The organism is Geodermatophilus tzadiensis (assembly GCF_003002915.1).
In the GTDB taxonomy this organism is placed as follows: domain Bacteria; phylum Actinomycetota; class Actinomycetes; order Mycobacteriales; family Geodermatophilaceae; genus Geodermatophilus; species Geodermatophilus tzadiensis.
Genome location: NZ_PVTG01000010.1, coordinates 165,903 through 188,002 on the forward strand (window position 1 = coordinate 165,903; position 22,100 = coordinate 188,002).

Sequence of the window (22,100 nt, forward strand, 5' to 3'; positions counted from 1 at the left end):
CCGCCGTCCTCCCCGTCCGTGCACTTCCGCGGAGTTGCCCGGGGCATCTCCGCGGACGTGCACGACCCGGCTCACCACTCGATCCCCCGCTGGCCCTTCTGGCCGGCGTCCATCGGGTGCTTGACCTTGGTCATCTCCACCACGAGGTCGGCGGCCTCGACCAGCGCGGGCGGGGCGTCCCGTCCGGTGACGACGACGTGCTGGGTGCCCGGCCGGTGTGTCAGCGTCCCGACGACGTCGTCGACGTCCACCCAGCCCCACTTCAGCGGGTAGGTGAACTCGTCGAGGACGTAGAACCGGTGCGCCTCGGCGGCCAGGTCGCGCTTGATCTGCGCCCAGCCCTCGGCGGCGTCGGCGGCGTGGTCGACCTCGGTGCCCTGCCGGCGTGACCAGCTCCAGCCCGAGCCCATCTTGTGCCAGACCACCGGGCCGCCCTCGCCGGTCTGCTCGTGCAGCCGGCCGAGCGCGGTGAGCGCGTTCTCCTCGCCGACCCGCCACTTGGCGCTCTTGACGAACTGGTAGACCGCGATCGACCAGCCCTGGTTCCACGCGCGCATCGCCATGCCGAACGCGGCGGTGGACTTGCCCTTCATCTCGCCGGTGTGCACCGCGAGCAGCGGGCGGTTGCGCCGCTGCCGCGTCGTCAGCCCGTCCTGCGGCGTGACCGCGACCTGTCCCTGGGGCATCAGGCGGCCTCCCGGACGCTGCGGACGGTGGCGGCCAGCGCGTCGGCGGCCAGTTCCTCCAGCCGCAGGGTCTGCGCGCCCAGGTGGACGCCGAGGACGCCGGCCAGGCCCAGGCGCACCGGCCCGGACTCGCAGTCGACGACGACCGCGGCGGTGCCGTCGGCGGCCAGCCGCTGCGCGGCCGTGTGCGCAGCGCCGAGGGCGTCACTGCCGCGCGTGCCGGTGGCCCGCCCGTCGGTGACGACGACCAGCAGCGGCCGGCGCTGCGGGTCGCGGACGCGCTCGACGCGCAGCACCTCGGCGGCGCGCCCGAGGCCCGCGGCCAGCGGGGTGCGGCCGCCGGTGGGCAGCTCGCGCATCCGGGCCGCGGCGGCCTCGACCGACCAGGTGGGCGGCAGCGCCAGGACGGCGTCGGTCCCGCGGAAGGTGACCAGGCCGACCTTGTCCCGCCGCTGGTAGGCGTCGAGCAGCAGGGAGAGGACGGCGCCCTTGACCGCGCCCATCCGCGCCCGCGACCCCATGGAGCCGCTGGCGTCGACGACGAAGAGCACGAGGTTGCCCTCGCGGCCCTCCAGCGTGGCCTGGCGCAGGTCCTCGCGGGCGACCCGCAGGCCCGGGCCGCTGCGGCCGCGGGCCACCTGGTGCGGCGCGGCGGCCAGCACGGTGTCGACCAGGTGCAGGCGGGTCACCGGCCCCGACGGGCGGACCGAGCCCACGACCCGGCCGCGCTCGGCGCGCGCCTTCGACCGCCGCCCGGCCGCACCCGCGCCGATGCCGGGCACCTCGAGCCGGCGCGCGCGGAACGGGTCCGCCGGCGCGACCGCCGCCCGCTCGCCCGCCGGCCCGCCCGGGGCCCCGCCGCCCTCGTTCGCCCCGGCCTCCGCCGGCGCGCCGGCGTCCTCGCCCGCGCCGTCGCCAGGGGGAGGCGGGGGAGCGCCGCCGTCGTCCGGGCCGCCGTCCGGGCCGCCGTCCGGGCCCTCGGGCGGGTCCTCGTCGGGGCGGGAGTCCTCGAGCGCCCGGTCGAGGGTGTCGTCGTCGAGGCCCGGGGCGTCGAAGGGGTTGCGCCGCCGCCGGTGGGGGAGGGCGAGGCGGGCGGCCACCCGGACGTCGTCCTCGGTGACCTCGTCGCGGCCCGACCAGGCGGCGTGCGCGATGGCGGTGCGGGCGGTGACCAGGTCGGCCCGCAGCCCGTCGACGTCGAACGCGGCGCAGACGGCGGTCACCTGCTGCAGCGCGGCGTCGGAGAGGACGACGTGCGGCAGCCGGCCGCGGGCCTCGGCGATCCGCGCGGCCAGCCCGGCCTCCTCACCGGCCCACGCCGCGGCGAACCCGGCCGGGTCGGCGTCGTACGCGAAGCGGCGGCGCACCACCTCGGCGCGCTCGGCCGGGTCGCGCGGGGCGGCCACCTCGACGGTGAGGCCGAAGCGGTCGAGCAGCTGCGGGCGCAGCTCGCCCTCCTCGGGGTTCATCGTCCCGACCAGCAGGAACCGCGCGGCGTGCCGCACCGAGACGCCCTCGCGCTCGACGTAGGCGGTGCCCAGCGCGGCGGCGTCCAGGAGCAGGTCGACCAGGTGGTCGTGCAGCAGGTTGACCTCGTCGACGTAGAGCACCCCGCGGTGCGCGGCGGCCAGGAGCCCGGGCTCGAAGGCCTTCACGCCCTCGGTCAGCGCCCGCTCGAGGTCCAGCGAGCCGACGACGCGGTCCTCGGAGGCGCCCACCGGCAGCTCGACCAGCCGGGCCGCGCGGGCCTGGCCCGGGACGCCGGCGTCGTGCGGGCCGTCGGGACAGGCGGGGTCGGGGGCGGCCGGGTCACAGGCGAACCGGCACCCGGGCACGACGGCCATCGGTGGGAGGACGGCGGCCAGCGCGCGCACCGTCGTCGACTTCGCGGTGCCCTTCTCGCCGCGGACGAGCACGCCGCCGATGGCCGGCGAGACGGCGTTGAGCAGCAGGGCCAGCCGCATGTCGTCCATGCCGACGACGGCGCCGAAGGGGTACGTCATGCGGGGGCACGGGTCCTCTCCCCGGGTGTCCACGCCCGGAGGTGGCAGGAGGCGACGGCGGGAGTTCCTGACTCCCCGGCGGCTGCCGGGTCACAGTGGCGGGACCGCGCCGGAGTCGCACCGGGCTTCCTCCACTGCCGTCGCTGTGGCGGCGCCCATGGAACCACGCCGGGTCGCGCCGGCGACAGGCCGGGCCGATGACTTGACGGAACGGAAAGTGAGAGTCCACTCTTGCCGGCATGGAAAGTCACGACGTGGACCGGGACGCCGCCGCCGCGCAGCTCGCAGCACTGCAGGCCGACCGGGCGGCGCTGGCCGACCGGGTGCTGCAGCCGTGGTGGTACGACGTCGCGCTGGGACTGCTGCTCTTCGGCTTCCTGGCGTCCCGCGCACTCGACTCGCCCTGGGTCACGCTCCCCGCCCTCGTCCTCTTCGGCGCGGGGCTCGGGGCCCTGGTCGCGGCCTACCGGCGGAGGACCGGCGTGTGGGTCGGCACGCCGCCACGCCTGATGGCGCTGTGGGCGGCCGTCGTCCTGGTCGTCCTCGTGCCCGCGTTGGTGCTGGCCGACGGCTTCGGGCAGCGCTGGGCGATGGTGGTCGCCGGCGCGGTGCTGGGGACCGCCGTCGGCGTCCTCAGCCGGGTGTGGGGCCGCCGGTGGGTCGCCGAGCTGCGCGGGCAGCCGTGACCGCGGTCGCGCCGCACTTCGACGCGGTCATCCACCCGCCGCCGCGGCTGCAGATCTGCGGGCTGCTCGCCGCCGTCGACACGATGGAGTTCGCCGCCGTCCGCGACCGGGTGCAGGTGAGCGACTCGGTGCTGTCCAAGCACGTCAAGCAGCTGGAGGAGGCCGGCTACGTCCGGGTGAGCAAGGCGACGATCGCCTCCCGCCAGCGGACCAGCCTGTCGCTGACCAGGGAGGGCCGGCGCGCGTTCGACGCCCACGTCGCCGAACTGCGCCGCATCGCCGGCGTCTGAGGGTGGCGCGCGTCCCCCTGCGCCGGCTCGCCGACGCCGCCGCCCTCGTCGCCGGGGCGGTGCTGGCCGGCGTCCTGCTCGACCTCGCCGGGGTCCCCTCGGCGCCGCTGTTCGGCGGGCTGCTCGCCGGGCTGGTCCGGGGCCTGGCGGGCCGCACCCGGCTGGCCGTGCCCCGGACCGGCACCGCCGCGGCGCAGGCCGTCGTCGGCGTCTCGATCGGGGCGCTGGTCGACCTCGACACCCTGGCCGCGCTGGGCGAGGACTGGCTGCCGGTCCTGCTGGTCACCGTCGCCACCCTGCTGCTCACGGTGACCGCCGGGCTGCTGCTGCGACTGCAGCCGGGGATCGGCCCGGTCACCGGCGCCTTCGCGATGATCGCCGGCGGCGCCTCCGGCATCACCGCGATGGCCCGCGACCTGGGCGCCGACGACCGCATGGTCGCCGTCCTGCAGTACCTGCGGGTGCTGCTCATCGTCGTCGCCATGCCGGTGGTGGCGACCGTGGTCTACGGCGCCCACCCCGGCTCCGGCGGCACGGTCGCCACCCCGGACGGCCCCGGGTGGCCGGCCGGGCTGGCGTTCACCGCCAGCTGCGCGCTGGCCGGGTACGGGCTGGCCCGGCCGGTGCGCCTGCCGGTCCCCGCGCTGCTCGGCCCGATGCTCGTGGCCGCGGCCGTCGACCTCGGCGGGCTCTCCGCCGGCGCCACGGTGCCCGGGGCGGTGGAGGCGGTGGCCTTCGGGCTCATCGGCCTGCAGGTCGGGCTGGCCTTCACCCGGGAGAGCCTGCGCACCATCGGCCGCGCGCTGCCGCTGGCCCTGGCGATCATCGTCGGGCTGGTCGTCGCCTGCGCCGGCCTGGGCGAGGTCCTCGCCGCGGCCACCGGCGCCACCCGGCTGGACGCCTACCTGGCGACGACGCCCGGCGGCCTCTACGCCGTCCTCGCCACGGCCGCCGGCACCGGTGCGGACACGACCTTCGTGCTCGCCGTCCAGGTGCTGCGACTGTTCGTCATGCTGCTGGCCGCGCCGCTGATCGCCCGCCGGCTGCGCCGCCGCCCCGCCTGAGCGGTGGCCCGGACGAGTGGCACGGCACGCCTACCCTCGACCGGGTGAGCCGCGCGCCGAGGGAGGAGACGGAGCTGTCCGACGTGGAGACTGCGGTCGTGGACGACCCGGCCACGGACGAGCAGGACGCCGTCCTGCTGTTCGTGGGCGGCCCCCTCGACGGGCGGGTCGAGGTCCGCGCCGCCCGCCACGGCGACCCGCTCCCCACGGTCACGCACGTGCACCTGCACGACGGCCCGAAGGTCGTCTCGCGCTACGACCTGCAGCCGCTGCCCGGCCGCGCCGGCGTCTACCGCCTGCGCCCCGCGGGGCCCCGGCCCGGCCCCGCCGACCGCGCCTGCTGACACCCGTCACCACCGGGCGGGGACGGCCGGCACTGCCGTCCCGGCGGACCCGCGGCCACCGTGGGTGCGTGCGCGAGACGGTGCTGCTGCTCCACGTCGCGGCCGAGAGCGCCGGCCTCCTGCTCGGCCCGCTGTGGCTGCTGGCGCGGCTGCGCGGGCGGCGGGGCGCGGCGACGGCGGCCGGCTACCTGGCCGCGGTCGCGGTCGTGGCGGCGACCGGCTGTGCCCTGGCGCTGACCGCACCGGGGCTGGGCTGGCTGGTCGGCTCCGGCGTCCTCACCGCGGCGCTCGCCGGCGCCGGCGCACTGGCCCGGAGGCGGGCCTGGCCGCACTGGCCGACCCTGCAGCCGCACCTGCTGGGCGGCTCCTACGTCGCGCTGACCACCGGGCTGCTCGTCGCGCAGACCGGGAGCCCGGCGGCCTGGGTCCTGCCCTCCCTCGTCGCCCAGCTGCCCATCGCGCTCGCGAAGCGGCGGCTGGCCGCGGCCGCCTGACGCCTCACCAGCCCTGGGTGCGCCGCGCGGCGGCGACCACCTGCTCGAACAGCTCCCGGTCCAGCGCCGCGCCCTCCCGCCGCACCGCGGCCGGGTCGAGCACGAGCAGCCGGTCGAGCCGGACCTCGCTGGGACGGCCGCGGCTGTCCCACCGGCCGGTGCCCACGTCCATCCAGGACCGGCCGAACCGGGCCTCGTCCCGGGCGTCGCGGTCGTGGTCCTTGCTGGTCAGCACGAGCCCGACCAGCTCCTCGCCGCGGCGGCCGAGCACCAGCACCGGGCGGTCCTTGCCGCGACCGTCGCCCTCGTCGTAGGGCACCCAGGTCCACACCACCTCGCCGGGGTCGGGCCGGCCGTCGGCGCGCGGCCGGTAGGCGGTGTCGATGCCCGGGGTCGCGCGCGCCGCCCGGGGTGCGCGCGGTGCCTGCCTGCGTGCGGGGGCGGCCGCCCGGCGGACGACGGGGGCGGCGGCGGACACCAGCCGGGTGAGGACGTCGACGAGTCGGGAGGCCATGCGGGCACCGTACGGACCGGGGTCTCCGCCGTCCCGTCTGTCCCGTTCGTCACACCGGTACCAATTCGCCTCGGTTCTGGTTGCGGAGCGTCCTGCCGGGGCACCATTGGGTCACGGGGCCGTCGTCGCCGCGCCCCGGGAGAGGGGGCTCCCACATGACCTCGGCCCTGCCCGTGATCCCCGCCGTGCCGCGCTCGCGCGAGGTGCGCGCCAGCGTCCTCGCCGCGTTCCAGCTGGTCGAGGACGCGCGCTACCTCGGCACCGAGCGCCGGCCGCGGCACACCCGCCTCCGCCGGATCGCCGAGCGGACCGTCGCCAGCCGCCGCCTGGCGCGCGACGTCTCCCTCCCGTAGCGACCGGCCCCGTCGCGGGCACGGGACGACGGGGCACGGGACGACGGGGCACGGGGCGACGGGGTACTAGGCGACGCAGAACTCGTTGCCCTCGGGGTCGGCCAGCGTCGCCCACTCCATCGGGCCGATCGAGGCCCGGTGCAGCTCCCGCGCGCCCATGCCCACGAGCCGGGCCACCTCCGCCTCCCGCTGCTCCGCACCGACGTGCAGGTCGAGGTGGACGCGGTTCTTGACCGTCTTCGGCTCGGGCACGCGCTGGAACAGCACCCGGGGCCGCCCCGGGTCCGGCGAGGTGAGCGCCGCGCCGATGGCCCACACCAGCGCACCGCGGTGCGTCGTGGTGTCGGCCTCGGTGGCGTGACCCTGCTCCACCATCCGCCGGATGAAGTCCTCGTCCTGCGGCTCCACCTGCCAGCCCAGCGCCTCGGCCCACCAGTCGGCGAGCGGGTGCGGGTCGGCGGAGTCGATCGTCACCTGGAACTCGGTCGCCATGCGCGGAGCCTGCCAGCGACCAGTGACAGGTCCACTCAGAGCTCGAGCGCCAGCTCCGCGCGCAGCGTGGCGTCGTCGGGCAGCGGGCTCTCCAGCCGGCAGTGGTCGCGGATCATCGTGCCGAACGGCGGCAGCGCGGCGCGGTCCACCTGCGCGGCCGGGTCCCACAGCCCCGAGCGCATCACCGCCTTGGCGCACTGCAGGTAGGCCCGCGTCACGGTGACCACCAGCACCGAGCGCGGCGCCCGGCCGAACTCGGTGAGGTCGAGGCCCGGGACGTCGGGTCCGGCCAGCGCCGCGGTGCCGTAGACCTTCAGCGTCTCCTCGACACCCGGGACGAGGAAGAGCAGCGCCACCTGCGGGTTGGCCGCCACGTTGCGCAGGCTGTCGAGCCGGTTGTTGCCCTGCCGGTCCGGCAGCACCAGCCGGTGCTCGTCGAGGACCCTGACGAAGCCCGGGTCACCGCCGCGCGGGGAGACCTCCGGCGCTCCCGAGGCGTCCGCGGTGGAGAGCACCGCGAACGGTGCCAGCCCGACGAAGGCGCGGCAGTGGGCGTCGAGGTGGTCGATCTCCTTGTCCAGCACCAGCTGCGAGGGCGGCCGGTAGGACGCCAGGACGGGATCGGGAGGGAGGTCGGCCTGCACGGGAGGACGGTAGCCCCGTTAGCTTCCGGGTCGTGCCCGTGTCGTGGAGCTCCCCGGTCCGGTTCGTCGAGTGCGACCAGCAGGGGGTGGTCTTCAACGCCCACTACCTGGTCTGGGCCGACGAGGCGTCGATGGTCTGGTGGGCCTCGGTCGGGCTGCCGTGGGACGAGCTGGTGGAGCAGACCGACCCCGTCGTCAAGGCCAGCTCGCTGGAGTGGTCGTCGTCGGCCCGCTGGGGCGACACGGTCACCGTCGACGCCGAGCCCGAGCGGCTCGGGCGCAGCAGCCTGACGGTGCGGTTCACCGTGCGCGTCGGCGAGCGGGTCTGCTGCGCCGTCCGGAACACGTACGTGGCCGTCGCCGACGGCGCCGCGGCGCCCTGGCCCGACGACGTCCGCACCCGCCTGGAGGCGGCGCTCAGCGCGGGCTGAGCGCGTCCCCGGGCGGCAGCAGCGGCAGGTCCGCCGGCGGGCCCTGCTCGACCAGCCGCCACAGCGCCGCGGTGTCGGCGTGCTCGGCCACCAGGTCGCCGAGGGCGTCCAGGCGCCGCTCGCGCACCGCGGCGAAGGAGGTGTCCGGCGCCGGGACGAACCGCCGCCCGGTCGCCCGGGCCACCTCGGCGAGGAAGGCGCGGCGGAAGCCGTCGTTCTCCATCGCCCCGTGCCAGGTGGTGCCCCACACCGACCCCGCGCGGCCGCCGTCCAGGAAGGGCTCGGCGCCGCCCTCGTCGTAGGTCACCTGCCCGTGGTGGATCTCGTAGCCGCGCACCGGGTGCCCGAGCGCGTGCCCGGCCGGGCGGCCCAGGGTCTTCTCCCGCGCGAAGCGGACGTCGGCCGGCAGCAGCCCCAGCCCGGCGACCGCCCCGGCGCGCGACTCGACGTCGTCGGTGACGGTGCGCGCGAGCATCTGGTGGCCGCCGCAGATGCCGAGCACCGGTCGCCCCGCGGCGGCGTGGCGGGCCACGGCGTCGGCCAGCCCGGTCGCCCGCAGCCACGCGAGGTCGGGAACGGTGGCGCGGGTGCCCGGCAGCACCACGAGGTCGGCGTCGGCGAGCTCCTCGGGCCGGCTGACGAAGCGCACCAGCACGCCCGGCTCGGCGGCCAGCGCGTCGAGGTCGGTGGAGTTCGACAGCCGCGGCAGCCGGGCGACCGAGACCCGGAGCACGTCCTCGCCGTGCGGCGGGCCGGCCGAGGAGACGCCGGTGGGGATGCCGAGGGAGTCCTCGACGTCGAGCGCGGCGCCGGGCAGCCACGGCAGCACGCCCAGCGTCGGGCGCCCGGTGAGCTCGGTGAGCCGGTCCAGCCCGGGCCGCAGCAGCCGGACGTCGCCGCGGAACTTGTTGACCAGGAAGCCCGCGACCAGCCGCTGGTCGGCCGGCGGCATGAGCGCGACCGTGCCGTAGAGGGCGGGGAAGACCCCGCCGCGGTCGATGTCGCCGACGACGACGACCGGCAGCCCCGCGGCGGTGGCCAGGCCCATGTTGGCGATGTCGTCGGCGCGCAGGTTGATCTCGGTGGGGGAGCCGGCGCCCTCGCAGACGACGACGTCGAAGCGCGACCGCAGGTCGGCCAGGCAGCCGAGCACCTGCTCGAGCAGCGCGGCCTTCATCGGCCGGTAGGACAGCGCGGTCACCTCGGCCACCGGCCGGCCCAGCACGACGACCTGGCTGGCGTCCTCCCCGCCGGGCTTGAGCAGCACCGGGTTCATCGCCGCCTCGGGCGGCACGCCGGCGGCCGCGGCCTGCACCACCTGCGCCCGGCCGATCTCGGCGCCGTCCGGGGTGACCATCGAGTTGTTGCTCATGTTCTGCGCCTTGAACGGCGCCACCCGCACGCCCTGGCGGGCCAGCCAGCGGCAGATGCCGGCGGTGACCACCGACTTGCCGGCGTCCGAGGTCGTGCCGGCGACGAGCAGGGCGCCGCTCACGAGACGGGGCGGGGTGCGCCCCAGCCGGCCTTCTCCTGCCCGGAGAGGTCGGCGATCGCCTCCATGATCCGGTCGGTGACCTCCCGGCGGGCGCGGCCGTTGCCGGCCTTCCCGGCGTGGTCGGGGAAGGTCAGCGGCTCGCCGAAGACCACCGAGAAGCGGTGTGGGCGCGGCCACCGCGACCCCACCGGCTGGATGCGGTCGGTGCCGCGGACGGCGACCGGCACCACCGGGCAGCCCGCGGTGAGCGCCAGCCAGGCCACCCCGGTCTTGCCGCGGGCCAGTCGGCCGTCGCGCGAGCGGGTGCCCTCGGGGTAGATGCCGAAGCCCTCGCCCTGGCGCAGCACGCCGAGCGCGGTGTCGAGCGCGGCCTGGGCGGCGCGGTGGGTCTCCCGCTCGACGGGCATCGCGCCGAGGGCGCCGAACAGCGTGCGGCTCAGCCAGCCGCCGACCCCGGGGGAGGTGAAGTACTCGGCCTTGGCCAGGTAGTGCACCCGCCGGGGCGCGGAGAGGGGGATGACCATGCTGTCGATGAACGACAGGTGGTTGCTGGCGATGATGAACGCCCCCTCGACCGGGACGTTGCCCCGCCCGCGCACCCGCGGCCGGAACAGCAACCAGAACAGCGGCCGCAGCACGAAGCGCGCCACGAGGTAGAACACGCCGGTCTCCCCTCCTCGGGCCGCGGGCCGGCGTCCGTCCCACCGGTGCGCGCCCCGGGCATCCTCCCCCGCCGCGCCGCCCGCCGAGGAGGCAGGGCGGCGGGGGAGGGCGGGGTCACCCGCGCGGTGCGGTCAGGGTGCCCGGTGGTCGGGCGGGCAGGCGTCGCGCAGGATGGCCCGGACGTCGGCCGGCAGCACGCCGTGCCCCGACGCCGAGGACACCAGGTCGACGGCGACCTCGCGGACCTTGCGGTGGGTGTGGCTGGAGATGTGCGCCAGCAGGTCGAAGGCCACCTGGTCGCCGCAGCCGGTGAGCAGCATGAGCACGCCCTTGGCCTGCTCGATCGGCGCCCGGCTCTGCATCGCGCTGCGCAGTTGCCCGATCTCGGTCTCCAGCGCGCGGATGCGCTCCTCGGCCGCCCGCGAGCTGCCCGACGGCGCCTCCACGACCAGCCCCTCGACGGCGGTCACCGTGCCGTCGTCGTCGAGCTGCGGCTCCCCGAGGAACACCACGGGGCGCTCGTCCCCGCCGTCGGGCGCCAGCCGGACCTCCAGGCAGAAGCCCTGGGCGCCGGTGACGGCGGCCGACAGCGCGTCGATGGTGCGGGGGCGGTCGTCGGGGTGCTGCGCGGCGACGAGGGCCTCGGTGCACGGGCCCGCCTGCCCGCCGGTCAGCCCGTGCAGCGCGGCCATCTCCTCCGACCACCACCACTCGCCGCTGAGCCGGTCGTAGCGCCACCGGCCGGCGAGGCGGGTGCGCCGGGTGGTCAGCGGGGAGGGCGCCGGGGGGCGGGGCAGCTGCGGGGCGGCCGGCCGCGGCGTGGGTGCGGCGTGCCGGTGGAGGGGGCGGGACACGGTCGACGTCATGGCGTGCTCCGGAGGACGCGCGCCGGGCGAGGCCCGGGAGAGCGCCGCTCAGCCGTGGGTTCGACCTCAGGCGGTATGCCGGCTGGGCCGGCCGCTCGGGACCCTGCTGACGGTAGCCGCCCGGACCGCCGGATGCACGCTTTTCGGCACGGGCTCGTTTCCCCGCTCCCGCCCGACCCCGACGGCCAGCCGGGCGGCCGCTGCCAGGGCGGCGGCGGCCAGCCAGACGGCGCGGGAGAGCCGGACCGCCCGGACGACGTCGCCGCTGCCGGGACCGCGGCCGTCCCCGAGCACCGGCCGGTCCTCGACCCGGGTGCCGTAGACGTTGCGCCCGCCCAGCCGCAGCCCCAGCGCGCCGGCCGCGGCGGCCTCGCAGCGCCCGGCGTTGGGGCTCGGGTGGGCGGCGCCGTCGCGGCGCCACACGCGCAGCGCCCCGCGGGCGGAGCCGCCGGCCAGGGGGGCGCAGGCCACGGTGAGGGCGGCGGTCAGCCGGGCGGGCAGCCAGTTGGCGGCGTCGTCGGCGCGGGCGGCGGCCCAGCCGAAGCGGGCGTACCGCGGCGAGCGGTGGCCGACCATCGCGTCGAGCGTGTTGACCGCGCGGTACCCCAGCAGCCCGGGCAGCCCGGCCAGCGCGCCCCACACCAGCGGCGCGACGGCGGCGTCGGAGGTGTTCTCCGCGACCGACTCCACCGTGGCCCGGGCCAGTTCGCCGGCATCGAGCGCCGAGGGGTCCCGCCCGGCCAGGGTGGGCAGCAGGGCGCGTGCGGTCGGCAGGTCACCGGCGTCGAGGGCCCCGGCCATCGCGGTGGCGGCGCGCCCCAGCGAGGTGCCCCCGAGCACCGCCCAGGTGGCGACGGCGACCACCGGTGTGCGGACCGCCGGCCGGTCGCGGGTCGCCCGGTCCAGCCCGGCCCCCAGGCCCGCCGCGGCTCCCACGAGGACCGCCGCGTACCCGGCGCCGGCCGCCCGCGCGTCCCGCCACACCCGTCGCTCGAGCGCCGCGGCGACCGTGCCGAAGCCGGCCACCGGGTGACGGCGCCGCGGGTCGGCCAGCAGCAGGTCGGCGGCCGCGCCGAGGGCCAGGCCCACAGCGGTGGGGACGTCTCGGCGGGGCGGCACGGCGTCCATCCTGCCCAGGGCGCTTCCTAGGATCGCGGCCATGCGCCTGCCCGGCCGTTACGACGGCGTCGCCCGGCCGATCGTCACCTACGGCAGCAACGAGGTGCTGCACCGGCCGACCGCGCCGGTCACCGAGTTCGACGAGCGGCTGCGCCGGCTGGTGCTGGACATGTTCGCCTCGATGCGCGAGGCCGACGGGGTGGGGCTGGCGGCCAACCAGATCGGCGTCGACGCGCGCGTCTTCGTCATCGACTGCCCCGACGCGCGCGGGGAGGACGTCGTCGGCTACGTGGTGAACCCGGAGCTCACGCTGCTCGGCCCGGCCGACGGCGAGCCCGCCGAGGAGGTCACCGAGGAGGGCTGCCTGTCGGTGCCCGGTCCCTACGCCGAGCTCGCGCGCACCTTCCGCGCCCGGGTGGACGGCGTCGACGTGAAGGGCAGGGCGGTCTCGATCGAGGCCACCGGCATGGCCGCGCGCTGCCTGCAGCACGAGGTCGACCACCTCGACGGCGTCGTCTACGTCGACCGGCTGCCCGCCGAGCTGCGGGAGCGGCTGCTGGCCGAGGCGGCCGTGCCCGAGGGCGAGCTGCCGGCGTGACGGGGACCGCGGACCCGGCCGTCGCGCCGGTCGTCGTCGTCGGGATCGGCGCCGACGGCTGGGAGGGGCTGGCGCCCACCTCGCGCGCCGAGGTGGAGCGCGCCGAGGTGCTCATGGGCAGCGCCCGGCAGCTGTCCCTCGTGCCGGAGGAGGTCCCCGCCGAGCGGGTGCCCTGGCCCTCGCCGCTCTCCGAGGCGCTGCCGGGCCTGGTCGACCAGCACGCGGGCCGGGCCGTGGTGGTGCTGGCCAGCGGTGACCCGATGCTGTCGGGGATCGGCACCACGCTCACCCGCCTCCTCGGCGCCGAGCGGGTGCGGGTGCTGCCGGCGCCGTCGTCGGTGTCGCTGGCCTGCGCCCGGCTGGGCTGGGCGGTCGAGGACACCGAGGTGGTCTCCCTGGTCGGCCGGCCGATCGAGCTGCTGCACCCGCACGTGCAGCCCGGCCGGCGGCTGCTGGTGCTCGGGTCCGACGGCGAGACGCCGGCGCAGGTGGCCGCGCTGCTGTCCGACCGCGGCTACGGGCCGAGCCTGGTGACCGTGCTCGGCGGGCTGGGCGGCCCCGACGAGGAGGTGCGCAGCGGCACCGCGGCCACCTGGTCGCAGCCGGCGCCGGCACTGGTGGTCACCGCCGTCGAGTGCCGGGCCGACCGGGGCACCGCGCCGCTGCCGACCACCCCGGGCCTGCCCGACGGCGCCTACGAGTCCGACGGGCAGCTGACCAGGTCCGAGGTCCGCGCGGTGACGCTGTCGCGGCTGGCCGCCGTCCCCGGGCAGCTGCTGTGGGACGTCGGTGCGGGCGCGGGCTCCATCGGCATCGAGTGGATGCGCGCGCACCCCACCTGCCGCGCGGTCGCCGTCGAGGCCTCCGCCGAGCGGGCCGAGCGGATCGCCCGCAACGCCGCGCGGCTCGGCGTCCCCTACCTGCGCGTGGTGCACGGGCACGCACCGGACGTGCTGGCGCGGCTGGGCGCCCCCGACGCGGTGTTCATCGGCGGCGGCCTGACCACGCCGCTGCTGGTCGAGACCTGCTGGGACGCCCTCCCCGTGGGCGGCCGGATGGTGGCCAACGCCGTCACGGTGGAGAGCGAGGCGGTGCTCGCCCGGTGGCACGCGGAGGTCGGCGGCGAGCTGGTGCGGGTGGAGGTCTCGCGCGCCGAGCCGGTCGGGTCGTTCACCGGCTGGAAGCCCGCGATGCCCGTGACGATCTGGTCGGTGACCCGGTGGTGAGCGAGCACGTCCGCGGAAGTGCACCGTGCACGTCCGCGGGAGTGCACGGGAGGGGCGGCCGGGCATGACCGTGCACTTCATCGGCGCCGGCCCGGGCGCGGCCGACCTGGTCACCCTGCGGGCGGCGCGCGTCATCGCCGCCGCTCCCGTCTGCCTCTACGCCGGCGCCCTGGTGCCGCGCGAGCTGCTCGACACCGCCCCGCCCGGCGCCCGGCTGGTCGACACCGCCGACCTCGACCTCGACGAGATCACCGCCGAGCTGGTCGCCGCGCACGAGGCCGGCCTCGACGTCGCCCGGCTGCACTCCGGTGACCCGTCGGTCTACAGCGCCATGGCCGAGCAGATGCGCCGGCTCGACGCGGCCGGCGTGCCCTACGAGGTCGTCCCCGGGGTGCCGGCGTTCGCCGCGGCGGCGGCGTCGCTCAAGCGCGAGCTGACCGTGCCGGGGGTCGGGCAGACGGTGGTCCTCACCCGCACGTCGGCCCGTTCGACGCCGATGCCGCCGGGGGAGGAGCTGGCCGCCTACGCCGCCACCGGCGCCACGCTCGTGCTGCACCTGGCCGTGCAGCGGATGGCCGAGCTCGCCCCGCAGCTGGCCGAGCACTACGGCGACGACGGCCCGGTCGCCGTCGTCGCCCGCGCCAGCCGCGACGACGAGCTGGTGCTGCGCGGCACGCTCGCCGACATCGCCGGGCAGGTCGAGGCCGCGGGGGTGCGGCGGACGGCGGTCGTCGTCGTCGGCCCGGTGCTCACCGCCGCCGAGTTCCCCGACAGCCACCTGTACTCGACGACGCGATGCCGTCAGGCCTGACCCACCACCACGCCGGCGCGGTCGACCACCACGACGTCGACCGCCACCGGCGACCCGCGCAGCACGCCCAGCGCGGTCTCCCGGGCACCCGCGGCCACCAGGTCGCCCAGCGGCAGCCCGGCGTCCTGGCACTGCCGCAGCGCGTCGAGCGCGGTGTTCGCCCCGCGCACGCCCGCGACCAGCCCGGCGGAGCCGCCGGCGGACGCCACCCGGGCGGCGAGGGAGTCGAAGGAGACCTGCGAGCGGCCCGAGTGCAGGTCGAGGTGGCCGTCGGCGAGCTTGGCCAGCTTGCCGATGCCGCCGGCCACGGTCAGCCGCGGCACCGGGTGGCGGCGCAGGTACTTGAGCACCGCGCCGGCGAAGTCGCCCATGTCCAGCAGCGCGTCCTCGGGCAGGCCGTACAGCTCCTGCACCGTCTTCTCGCTGGTGGAGCCGGTGCAGCCGGCGACGTGCTCGTGCCCGGCGGCGCGGGCGACGTCGATGCCGCGCCGGATCGAGTCGATCCACGACGAGCACGAGTAGGGGACGACGACGCCGGTCGTGCCCAGCACCGACAGCCCGCCGAGGATCCCCAGCCGCGGGTTCCACGTCCGCCGCGCCAGCTCGGCGCCGTTCTCGATGGACACCTCGACGACCACGTCGCCGCTGCCGCCGTGCCGCGCCGCCACCGCGGCCACGTGCGCGCGGATGAACTGCCGCGGCACCGGGTTGATCGCCGGCTCGCCGACCGCCAGCGGCAGCCCGGGCTTGGTCACCGTGCCCACGCCCTCACCGGCCCGGAACACCACCCCGCTGCCCGGCTCGCCCGGCGTCACCCGCACGCCGACCAGCGCGCCGTGGGTGACGTCGGGGTCGTCGCCGGCGTCCTTGACGACCCCGGCGCTGGCCGCGCCGTCCTCCAGCGACTCGGTCGCCAGCGCGAAGGAGGGGTGCCGGTCGTGGGGCAGGTCGATGGTCACCGGGTCGGGGAACTCGCCGGTGAGCAGCGCGGTGTAGGCCGCGGTGGTGGCCGCCGTCGCGCACGCGCCGGTGGTCCAGCCGTGCCGCAGCCCCGCGGCGCCGTCCCTGCTCACCGGCCCATGATCCCCGGCCGCGCGGCATGAGCGGGCAGGTGCTCGTGCTCGGCGGCACCGGGGAGGCCCGGCGGCTGGCCGCGGCCCTGGTGGCCGGCGGCGCCGACGTCCTGTCCAGCCTCGCCGGGCGGGTGGCCGACCCGGTGCTGCCCGAGGGTGGGGTGCGGGTCGGCGGCTTCGGCGGCGCCGACGGGCTGGCCGGCTGGCTGGCGGAGCACCGGCCACGCGCCCTCGTCGACGCCACCCACCCCTTCGCCGCCCGGATCACCGCGTCGGCCGCCGCGGCCGCCGCCCGCACCGGGGTGCCGCTGCTGCGCCTGCAGCGGCCGGGCTGGACGCCGGGGCCGGGGGATCGCTGGACGTACGTGGACTCCCTGGCCGAGGCGGCCGGCGCCGTCCGGGACGCCGGCAGCGTCCTGCTCACCACCGGCCGGCAGGGGGTGGGCGCGTTCGCGGGCCTGACCGGGCGGGTGCTGGTGCGCTCGGTCGACCCGCCCGGCGAGCCGCTGCCGGCCCGGGCGGTGCTGCTGCTGGCCCGCGGCCCGTTCGCCGTCGACGACGAGGTGGCGCTGATGCGGGAGCACCGCGTCGACGTCGTCGTCACCAAGGACTCCGGCGGCGCGATGACCGAGGCCAAGCTGGTCGCGGCGCGGGAGCTCGGGCTGCCCGTGGTGCTGGTCCGCCGCCCGCCGCTGCCCGCCGGCGTGCCGGTCGTGGCGACGGTCGAGGAGGCGGTGTCCTGGACAAACCGGTTGAGACGCACCCGTGCCGGAACGGAGGATGGCCCCTCGTGGAACCGATGACCGAGCAGCAGGTGCGGCGCTCCTTCGTGAACTGCTCGAAGGGCGAGGCCGGCGCCGCCATCCTCCCGCGCGACCTCGCCGACCTGCCGTGGGAGGAGCTCGAGGTGCTCGGCTGGCGCGACCCCAAGGCGCCGCTGCGCGGCTACCTCGTCGTCCAGCGGGAGGACGGGCCGGTCGGCATCGCGCTGCGCGCGGCGGAGTCGCGCATGTCGGCCCGCCGCAGCGTCATGTGCCTGCTCTGCCGCTCGACGCACTCCGGCGACGCCGTCTCGCTGTTCACCGCGCGCCGCGCCGGGGCGGCCGGCCGCAACGGCAACACGGTGGGCACCTACGTGTGCGCCGACCTCGGCTGCGCCGCCCGCGCCCGCACCGAGATCCCGCCGTGGCTGCGCGACCGCGACCCCGTCGAGGTGGGCGAGGAGCGGGTCGCCGAGCTGCGGGGGCGCGTGGCGGAGTTCGTCGACGCCGTGCTGCGGTGACCCCGCTGGTCCTGTTCGACCTCGACGGCACGCTGGTCGACTCGACGCCGGGCATCGCCGCCTCGGTGCGGGTCGCCGCGGCCGCCGTCGGTCTGCCCGAGCCGACGCCGGCGCAGCTGCGCGACGTGGTCGGCCCGCCGCTGCAGGACGGTCTCGCCACCGTGCTCGGCGTCCCGCCGGCCGACGTCGACCGCGCGGTCGCGGCCTACCGGGCGCACTACTCGGCCGGGGCGCTGTTCGACGTCACCGTCTACGACGGCGTCCCCGACCTGCTGCGGACCCTGCGCGCCGCCGGCTCCGTGCTCGCGGTGGCCACCAGCAAGCCGGAGGCCCTCGCCGTCCGGGTGCTGGGGCACGTGGGCCTGCTGCGTGCCTTCGCGAGCGTGCACGGCGCCACGTTCGACGGGACGGTGCGGCACAAGGACCAGGTGGTGGCCGCGGCGCTGGCCGCCCACCCCGGCCGGCGGCCCGCCGTGCTGGTGGGTGACCGGGCGCAGGACGTCCTGGGCGCGGCCGCGCACGGGCTGCCCTGCGTCGGCGCCGGCTGGGGTCCGGGCGGTCCGGTCGAGCTGGCCGGCGCGGGTGCGGCGGCCGTCGCCGCGGTGCCCGCCGAGGTGCCGTCCGCACTGGTACGGGTAGCGGGGCCCGCGACGGGCTAGACACCGGTCGTGACCGCGCCCCCGCTGACCGACGCGCTGCAGGAGCTGCGCGACGCCGTCGCCGCCGCACCGCTGGGCCTGGCGACGCCGTCGCGGGAGGCCACCGCGCGCACCGCCCGGGCGGTGGTCGACCAGGTCGACGACTACCTGCTGCCGCGGCTGCGCGACCTCGACGCGCCGCTGCTGGCGGTGGTCGGCGGCTCCACCGGCGCGGGCAAGTCCACGCTGGTCAACAGCGTGCTCGGCGCCCGGGTCACCACGCCGGGCGTGCTGCGGCCCACGACGCGCGCCCCCGTGCTGGTGTGCTCGCCGGCCGACCGCGCCGCCTTCTCCGGCGACCGCGTGCTGCCGGGCCTGGCCCGCACCACGGGGGAGGGGGACGTCGCGGGCGGGCTGCGGCTGGTCGCCTCCGAGGCGCTGCCGCCCGGGCTGGCGCTGATCGACGCCCCCGACGTCGACTCGGTGGTGGAGGCCAACCGCGACCTCGCCGGCCAGCTGCTGTCGGCGGCGGACCTGTGGGTCTTCGTGACGACGGCGGCCCGCTACGCCGACGCCGTCCCCTGGGACCTGCTGCGGACGGCGCAGGAGCGGGGCACCGCGCTGGCCGTCGTCCTGGACCGGGTCCCGCCCGAGGCGGTCGACGAGGTGGCCGCCGACCTCGCCGGGATGCTGCAGCGCGGGGGGCTGGGCGCGGCGCGGCTGTTCGTCGTCGAGGAGCGGCCGCTGACCGACGGCTTCCTGCCCGAGGACCAGGTCGCCGCGCTGCGCGGGTGGCTGCGCGGGCTGGCCGCCGACCAAGAGCAGCGCGCCGCCGTCGTCCGGCAGACGCTGGCCGGGGCGCTGGAGAGCCTCGACGGGCGGGTGGCCGCCGTCGCCGCGGGCGTCGAGGAGCAGGCCGCCGCCGCCGGGACGCTGCGGTCGGCCGCCGGCGCCGCCTACGACGGGGCCCGGGACGCGGTCAGCGAGGGCGTCAGCAACGGCAGCCTGCTGCGCGGCGAGGTGCTGGCCCGGTGGCAGGACTTCGTCGGCACCGGCGAGTGGATGCGCTCGCTGCAGACCCAGGTGGGCCGGCTGCGCGACCGGCTCGCCGCGGCGCTGACCGGCCGGCCGACCTCGCCGGACTCGCTGCAGGGCGCGCTGGAGTCCGGCGTCGAGACGCTGCTGCGCGCCGAGGCCGACCGCGCCGCCGACCGCACGGTCACCGCCTGGCGGGCGCTGCCCGGCGGGCCGGGGCTGCTGGCCGGCCGGGAGGAGGAGCTGTCGGGCGTCTCGCCGGACTTCGCGCCGGTCGCCGCCGAGGAGGTGCGCGACTGGCAGGGCTTCGTGCTCGACCTGGTGCGCGAGGAGGGGCGGGGCAAGCGCTCGCAGGCGCGGCTGCTGTCGTGGGGCGTCAACGGCGCCGGCGCGGTGGTGATGGTCGCCGTGTTCGCCTCGACGGCGGGGCTGTCGGGCGCGGAGCTCGCCATCGCGGGCGGGACGACGGCGGTCGGGCAGCGGGTGCTCGAGGCGGTGTTCGGCGACGCCGCGGTGCGGGCGCTGGCCACCCGGGCCCGCGCCGACCTCGACGCCCGCGCCGACCGGCTGCTGCGCTGGGAGGAGGACCGCTTCGAGGAGCTGCTGGCCGGCACCGCGGTCGCCGACGACGCCGCCGTCCGGCTGCGGGCCGCCGTCGCCGCGCTGTCCGCCGCCCGCGGGACCGCCGCGTGAGGGCCCGGGAGCTGTCGCTGGCCGACCGGCTGGCCGCGCTGCGCGAGGCGGTCGGCGTCGCGGAGGGCCGGCTGGAGGTGCCCGAGGTGGGCACCGCCCGGTCGCTGTTGGCCAAGGCCGGGGCCCGCGAGGCGCTGGGTGACGCCACGGTGGTGGCGCTGGCCGGGGCCACCGGCAGCGGCAAGTCGACGCTGTTCAACGCGCTCTCCGGCGCCGAGGTGAGCACGCCCGGGGTGCGGCGGCCGACCACCGGGGTGGCGCACGCCAGCGTCTGGGGCGAGCACGGCGCCGACCGGCTGCTCGACTGGCTGGAGGTGCCACGCCGGCACCGGGTGGCCGACCCCGACCCGGCGCTGGACGGGCTGGTGCTGCTCGACCTGCCCGACCACGACAGCGTGCGGCTGGAGAACCGGCTGGAGGTCGACCGGCTGGTGCAGCTGGTCGACGTCCTGGTGTGGGTGCTCGACCCGCAGAAGTACGCCGACGACGCCGTCCACACCCGCTACCTGGCGCCGCTGGCCGGGCACTCCGGTGTGCTGCTGGTGGTGCTCAACCAGGTGGACCGGCTCGACGAGGCCGCCGCGGTGGCCTGCCTGACCGATCTGCGCCGGCTGCTCGACGAGGAGGGCCTGACCGGGACGCCGGTGCTGCCCACCGCGGCGCGCACCGGCCACGGGCTGCCCGAGCTGCGCGCCGAGCTGGCCCGCCGGGTGGGCGCGCGCAAGGCCGCCAGCGACCGGCTCACCGCCGACGCCCGTGCCGCCGCCGGTGCCCTGGCCGGGCACTGCGCGCCGGACCTCGGGCCCGACCGCGGCCCCGGCCGCGGCGCCCGCGACGAGCTCACCGGCGCGCTGGCCGACGCCGCCGGGGTGCCGGCCGTCGTGGGCGCCGTCGAGCGCTCGGCCCGGCGCAGCGGCACCGCGCACACCGGCTGGCCACTGCTGCGCTGGACGGCGAAGCTGCGCGGCGACCCGCTGGGCCGGCTGCACCTCGGCGACGAGCGGGTGCGGACCTCGCTGCCGCAGGCCGGCGCGGTGCAGCGGGCCGGGATGGACGCCGCGCTGCGCCGGGCCCGCGACGACGCCGGCCGCGGGCTGCCGCCCGCCTGGCGCGACGAGCTGCGCCGGACGTCGGAGGACACCGAGGAGCGGCTGGCCGACCGGCTCGACCGTGCCGTGGCCGGCACCGACCTCGGCCCGGACCGGACGCCGCTGTGGCAGCGCGCCGCCGGGGGCCTGCAGTGGCTGCTCGCGCTGACCGCGCTGGTGGGCGCGCTGTGGCTGCTCGCGCTGGCCGGGCTGGGGCTGCTGAAGCTCGACGACGTCGTGCCGCTGCCGCGGGTGCAGGGCATCCCGCTGCCCACGCTGCTGCTGGTGGGCGGGCTGCTCGCCGGGCTGCTCCTGGCCCTGGTGTGCCGGCCGCTGGTCGCCGCCGGGGCCAGACGCCGGGCCCGGACGGCGCGGAAGCGGCTGACCGCCCGGGTGGCCGAGGTGGCCGACGAGGAGGTGCTGGCGCCGCTGGCCGAGGCCCGCGCCGACCACGACCGGTTCTGCGCCGCGGTCGGTCGCGCCCGGTCCTGAGGTGGAGGACCCGACGCCCCATGGTGGCCACGGGCGTGGACGCCGGCTGCCCGGCCCGACAGGCTGGCCCGTCGAGCACCGAGGAGAGGAGCAGGCGATGGCCGCGCGCTACGAGTACAAGGTCGAGGAGATCCGCGAGGGCGTGATCGGCGGCAAGATGTCCGGTGACAAGCTCGAGAAGGTCCTGAACTCGCACGCTCGCGAGGGCTGGCAGCTCAAGGCGATCACCGCCGTCGAGGTGAAGGGCCGCATCGGACCGGGCGGCGTCGAGGGAGTGCTGGTGACCTTCGAGCGGGCCCTCGTCTGACCTCTCCCGCGGCGGGCCGCCGGGGCTCCCGGAGTGGGAGGACCCCGGGTGCCCCTGCTGGACTGCCCGGGATGGCTCGCCGGCCTCCGGACCCGACAGCCACGGACTCTCTCGGAGAGGCCCGAGCCGACGTCCCGGCGACCCGGCTCAGAACGGTGGCGGGTCGTCCGGGTCGTCCGGGTCGGCCGGCGGCGCCGTAGGTGAGGCGTCGGTGTCGTCCGGTGGTGCGTCCGGTGGTGGGGGCTCGGGCGGTGGAGGTGGTCGCATGCCCGGTGGCCGGGTGGTCCTGGTGATGCCGGACGGGGTGGTCACGGTGAGCAGTCCGTCGGCGGTCATGGTGAACCGCCAGTCGGGGGCGAAGGTCTTGAGCCGGTGGTGGCTGCGGCACAGGCAGCACAGGTTGGCGCAGTCGGTGGCGCCGCTGCAGGAGTGTGGGAGGACGTGGTCGGCGTCGGCCCAGCCCACTCGTTGGCCGCAGCCGGGGAAGCGGCAGCTGCGGTCGCGGGTGCGCACGAACATCTGCTGTGCCGCCGACGGCTCGTAGGCGGCGACCGGAGCCGGCTGGTCGAGCAGCGCGCACCCGCACTCGCCCTCGGGGTGGTCAGGGCAGCCGCGGCGGGCGAGGCGGCGCAGCTGCTCGAGCGTGGTGGTGGCGCGCAGGGCGCCGTCGTCGTCGGCCAGCGCCAACGCGACCGACCCGCCCTCCGGCGTAC

Annotated in this window: 27 protein-coding genes and 1 riboswitch; of the genes, 16 read left to right on the forward strand and 11 right to left on the reverse strand. The window is 77.8% G+C overall.

Annotated features, from left to right (window positions below):
- Positions 1-71: 71 nt before the first annotated feature.
- Both cobO and LY71_RS14235 read right to left on the reverse strand, forming a co-directional pair.
- Positions 72-686, reverse strand: coding sequence for a cob(I)yrinic acid a,c-diamide adenosyltransferase (gene cobO, locus LY71_RS14230; RefSeq protein WP_106278601.1), 615 nt, complete (start codon positions 684-686; stop codon positions 72-74).
- Positions 686-2,689 carry a putative cobaltochelatase gene (locus LY71_RS14235; RefSeq protein ID WP_106278603.1) on the reverse strand — a complete coding sequence of 668 codons (2,004 nt, stop codon included), beginning with the start codon at positions 2,687-2,689 and terminating at the stop codon, positions 686-688. Before LY71_RS14235 ends, cobO begins: the two co-directional genes overlap by 1 nt.
- A gap of 61 nt (positions 2,690-2,750) precedes the next feature.
- Positions 2,751-2,821: riboswitch (cobalamin riboswitch) on the reverse strand.
- Positions 2,822-2,928: 107 nt separating this feature from the next.
- Between LY71_RS14235 and LY71_RS14240 the strand changes: the two genes are divergently transcribed.
- From LY71_RS14240 to LY71_RS14260, 5 genes are all read left to right on the forward strand, one after another.
- A complete protein-coding gene (locus LY71_RS14240; protein WP_146146150.1) occupies positions 2,929-3,375 on the forward strand; it encodes a hypothetical protein in 447 nt (148 codons plus the stop codon).
- A complete protein-coding gene (locus LY71_RS14245) occupies positions 3,372-3,665 on the forward strand; it encodes a transcriptional regulator (RefSeq protein ID WP_106278607.1) in 294 nt (97 codons plus the stop codon). Before LY71_RS14240 ends, LY71_RS14245 begins: the two co-directional genes overlap by 4 nt.
- Positions 3,666-3,667: 2 nt before the next feature.
- Positions 3,668-4,729 (forward strand): AbrB family transcriptional regulator, encoded by a 1,062-nt coding sequence (locus tag LY71_RS14250; RefSeq protein WP_106278609.1) that lies wholly within the window; start codon positions 3,668-3,670, stop codon positions 4,727-4,729.
- Between the two features lie 44 nt (positions 4,730-4,773).
- Positions 4,774-5,073, forward strand: a complete 300-nt coding sequence (locus LY71_RS14255; RefSeq protein ID WP_245887896.1) for a hypothetical protein — start codon at positions 4,774-4,776, stop codon at positions 5,071-5,073.
- Between the two features lie 68 nt (positions 5,074-5,141).
- The gene (locus tag LY71_RS14260) at positions 5,142-5,567 is read left to right on the forward strand and encodes a hypothetical protein (RefSeq protein WP_245887897.1); all 426 of its coding nucleotides are present in this window, start codon (positions 5,142-5,144) and stop codon (positions 5,565-5,567) included.
- Positions 5,568-5,571: 4 nt separating this feature from the next.
- Here the strand turns inward: LY71_RS14260 and LY71_RS14265 are convergent, their stop codons facing one another.
- The gene (locus LY71_RS14265) at positions 5,572-6,081 is read right to left on the reverse strand and encodes a type II toxin-antitoxin system PemK/MazF family toxin (protein WP_106278612.1); all 510 of its coding nucleotides are present in this window, start codon (positions 6,079-6,081) and stop codon (positions 5,572-5,574) included.
- 155 nt (positions 6,082-6,236) lie between these two features.
- Between LY71_RS14265 and LY71_RS14270 the strand changes: the two genes are divergently transcribed.
- Positions 6,237-6,434: a hypothetical protein gene (locus LY71_RS14270; protein ID WP_106278614.1), complete on the forward strand. Its 198-nt coding sequence runs from the start codon at positions 6,237-6,239 to the stop codon at positions 6,432-6,434.
- Positions 6,435-6,500: 66 nt separating this feature from the next.
- On the opposite strand, the gene LY71_RS14275 is transcribed toward LY71_RS14270, so the two are convergent.
- Together LY71_RS14275 and LY71_RS14280 are read right to left on the reverse strand one after the other, a co-directional pair.
- Entirely contained in the window at positions 6,501-6,926 is a 426-nt protein-coding gene (locus tag LY71_RS14275) for a VOC family protein (protein ID WP_106278616.1), read from the reverse strand.
- 35 nt (positions 6,927-6,961) lie between these two features.
- Entirely contained in the window at positions 6,962-7,570 is a 609-nt protein-coding gene (locus LY71_RS14280; protein WP_106278618.1) for an MSMEG_1061 family FMN-dependent PPOX-type flavoprotein, read from the reverse strand.
- A 32-nt stretch (positions 7,571-7,602) separates the two neighbouring features.
- Between LY71_RS14280 and LY71_RS14285 the strand changes: the two genes are divergently transcribed.
- On the forward strand, positions 7,603-8,001 hold the full coding sequence (locus LY71_RS14285) for an acyl-CoA thioesterase (RefSeq protein ID WP_106278620.1): 399 nt from the start codon (positions 7,603-7,605) through the stop codon (positions 7,999-8,001).
- Here the strand turns inward: LY71_RS14285 and LY71_RS14290 are convergent.
- The 4 genes from LY71_RS14290 to LY71_RS14305 all read right to left on the reverse strand — a co-directional run bounded on the left by LY71_RS14290 (position 7,988) and on the right by LY71_RS14305 (position 12,153).
- Positions 7,988-9,496 carry a cobyric acid synthase gene (locus tag LY71_RS14290; protein WP_106278623.1) on the reverse strand — a complete coding sequence of 503 codons (1,509 nt, stop codon included), beginning with the start codon at positions 9,494-9,496 and terminating at the stop codon, positions 7,988-7,990. The genes LY71_RS14285 and LY71_RS14290 overlap by 14 nt on opposite strands.
- Entirely contained in the window at positions 9,493-10,158 is a 666-nt protein-coding gene (locus LY71_RS14295) for a lysophospholipid acyltransferase family protein (RefSeq protein WP_106278625.1), read from the reverse strand. The genes LY71_RS14290 and LY71_RS14295 overlap by 4 nt, the downstream gene beginning before the upstream one ends.
- Positions 10,159-10,290: 132 nt before the next feature.
- Entirely contained in the window at positions 10,291-11,025 is a 735-nt protein-coding gene (locus LY71_RS14300) for an ANTAR domain-containing protein (protein ID WP_106278627.1), read from the reverse strand.
- A gap of 66 nt (positions 11,026-11,091) precedes the next feature.
- Positions 11,092-12,153 carry a cobalamin biosynthesis protein gene (locus tag LY71_RS14305; RefSeq protein WP_106278630.1) on the reverse strand — a complete coding sequence of 354 codons (1,062 nt, stop codon included), beginning with the start codon at positions 12,151-12,153 and terminating at the stop codon, positions 11,092-11,094.
- Between the two features lie 31 nt (positions 12,154-12,184).
- Between LY71_RS14305 and def the strand changes: the two genes are divergently transcribed.
- The 3 genes from def to cobM all read left to right on the forward strand — a co-directional run bounded on the left by def (position 12,185) and on the right by cobM (position 14,779).
- Positions 12,185-12,742, forward strand: a complete 558-nt coding sequence (def, locus tag LY71_RS14310; RefSeq protein WP_106278633.1) for a peptide deformylase — start codon at positions 12,185-12,187, stop codon at positions 12,740-12,742.
- A complete protein-coding gene (gene cbiE, locus LY71_RS14315; protein ID WP_106278635.1) occupies positions 12,739-13,968 on the forward strand; it encodes a precorrin-6y C5,15-methyltransferase (decarboxylating) subunit CbiE in 1,230 nt (409 codons plus the stop codon). Before def ends, cbiE begins: the two co-directional genes overlap by 4 nt.
- Positions 13,969-14,032: 64 nt before the next feature.
- Positions 14,033-14,779: a precorrin-4 C(11)-methyltransferase gene (gene cobM, locus LY71_RS14320; RefSeq protein ID WP_106278638.1), complete on the forward strand. Its 747-nt coding sequence runs from the start codon at positions 14,033-14,035 to the stop codon at positions 14,777-14,779.
- On the opposite strand, the gene LY71_RS14325 is transcribed toward cobM, so the two are convergent.
- Positions 14,770-15,852: a cobalt-precorrin-5B (C(1))-methyltransferase gene (locus LY71_RS14325; RefSeq protein ID WP_106278640.1), complete on the reverse strand. Its 1,083-nt coding sequence runs from the start codon at positions 15,850-15,852 to the stop codon at positions 14,770-14,772. The two genes, cobM and LY71_RS14325, sit on opposite strands and share 10 nt — an antisense overlap.
- A 26-nt stretch (positions 15,853-15,878) precedes the next feature.
- Here LY71_RS14325 and LY71_RS14330 point away from each other — a divergent pair, with 26 nt between their 5' ends.
- The 6 genes from LY71_RS14330 to LY71_RS14355 all read left to right on the forward strand — a co-directional run bounded on the left by LY71_RS14330 (position 15,879) and on the right by LY71_RS14355 (position 21,387).
- On the forward strand, positions 15,879-16,655 hold the full coding sequence (locus LY71_RS14330) for a cobalt-precorrin-6A reductase (protein WP_106278643.1): 777 nt from the start codon (positions 15,879-15,881) through the stop codon (positions 16,653-16,655).
- Complete coding sequence (locus tag LY71_RS14335) at positions 16,652-17,134, forward strand: FBP domain-containing protein (RefSeq protein ID WP_245887900.1); 483 nt, start codon at positions 16,652-16,654, stop codon at positions 17,132-17,134. Before LY71_RS14330 ends, LY71_RS14335 begins: the two co-directional genes overlap by 4 nt.
- Entirely contained in the window at positions 17,131-17,793 is a 663-nt protein-coding gene (locus LY71_RS14340; RefSeq protein WP_106278649.1) for an HAD hydrolase-like protein, read from the forward strand. Before LY71_RS14335 ends, LY71_RS14340 begins: the two co-directional genes overlap by 4 nt.
- A 9-nt stretch (positions 17,794-17,802) precedes the next feature.
- On the forward strand, positions 17,803-19,500 hold the full coding sequence (locus LY71_RS14345) for a P-loop NTPase family protein (protein ID WP_106278651.1): 1,698 nt from the start codon (positions 17,803-17,805) through the stop codon (positions 19,498-19,500).
- Positions 19,497-21,080, forward strand: coding sequence for a YfjP family GTPase (locus LY71_RS14350; protein ID WP_106278653.1), 1,584 nt, complete (start codon positions 19,497-19,499; stop codon positions 21,078-21,080). The genes LY71_RS14345 and LY71_RS14350 overlap by 4 nt, the downstream gene beginning before the upstream one ends.
- Positions 21,081-21,177: 97 nt before the next feature.
- On the forward strand, positions 21,178-21,387 hold the full coding sequence (locus LY71_RS14355; protein WP_106278655.1) for a DUF4177 domain-containing protein: 210 nt from the start codon (positions 21,178-21,180) through the stop codon (positions 21,385-21,387).
- A 147-nt stretch (positions 21,388-21,534) separates the two neighbouring features.
- Here LY71_RS14355 and LY71_RS23480 read toward each other — a convergent pair.
- Positions 21,535-22,100: HNH endonuclease signature motif containing protein (locus LY71_RS23480; protein ID WP_170121359.1), on the reverse strand; the 566-nt coding region annotated here is incomplete at its 5' end.